Source organism: Inquilinus sp. OTU3971 (assembly GCF_038440215.1).
Genome location: NZ_JASATH010000429.1, coordinates 1 through 737, shown reverse-complemented (window position 1 = coordinate 737; position 737 = coordinate 1). Strand labels below are relative to the sequence as shown.

Here is a 737-nt window from a genome sequence, read left to right as displayed (position 1 = left end):
GGCGTCCAGGGCGAGGCGACCAGGGCGATGGGCCAGCTGCTGCGCGACGTCATCCGGCAGAACCCCGAGACCTTCCGCCTGATGGGGCCGGACGAGACCGCGTCCAACCGCCTCGACGCGGTGTTCGAGGTGACCGACCGGGTGTGGATGGAGGACATCCTGCCCGAGGACGTCCACCTGGCGCATGAGGGCCGGGTGATGGAGGTGCTGAGCGAGCATCTGTGCCAGGGCTGGCTCGAAGGCTACCTGCTGACCGGCCGGCACGGCCTGTTCTCCTGCTACGAGGCCTTCATCCACATCGTCGATTCGATGGTCAACCAGCACGCCAAATGGCTGAAGGTCACCCGCGACCTCGAATGGCGGCGGCCGATCTCGTCGCTGAACTACCTGCTGACCTCGCATGTCTGGCGGCAGGACCACAACGGCTTCAGCCACCAGGACCCCGGCTTCATCGACCATGTGGTCAACAAGAAGGCCGACATCGTCCGGATCTACCTGCCGCCGGACGCCAACACGCTGCTGTGGGTCACCGACCACTGCCTGCGCACCTATGACCGGATCAACGTCATCGTCGCCGGCAAGCAGCCCGCGCCGCAATGGCTGGACATCGACCAGGCCGCCAGCCATTGCCGGGCCGGCATCGGCCGCTGGGGCTGGGCCAGCAACGAGGGCGACGGCGACCCGGACATGGTGCTGGCCTGCGCCGGCGACGTGCCGACGCTGGAGGCCGTCGCCGC

The 737-nt window shown here is 68.1% G+C and carries 1 protein-coding gene; it reads left to right on the top strand.

Annotation, left to right across the window (positions count from 1 at the left end):
• Positions 1–737, top strand: a 737-nt coding sequence (locus tag AAHM41_RS40280; RefSeq protein ID WP_446719528.1) for a phosphoketolase family protein, incomplete at both ends; no start/stop codon positions are given.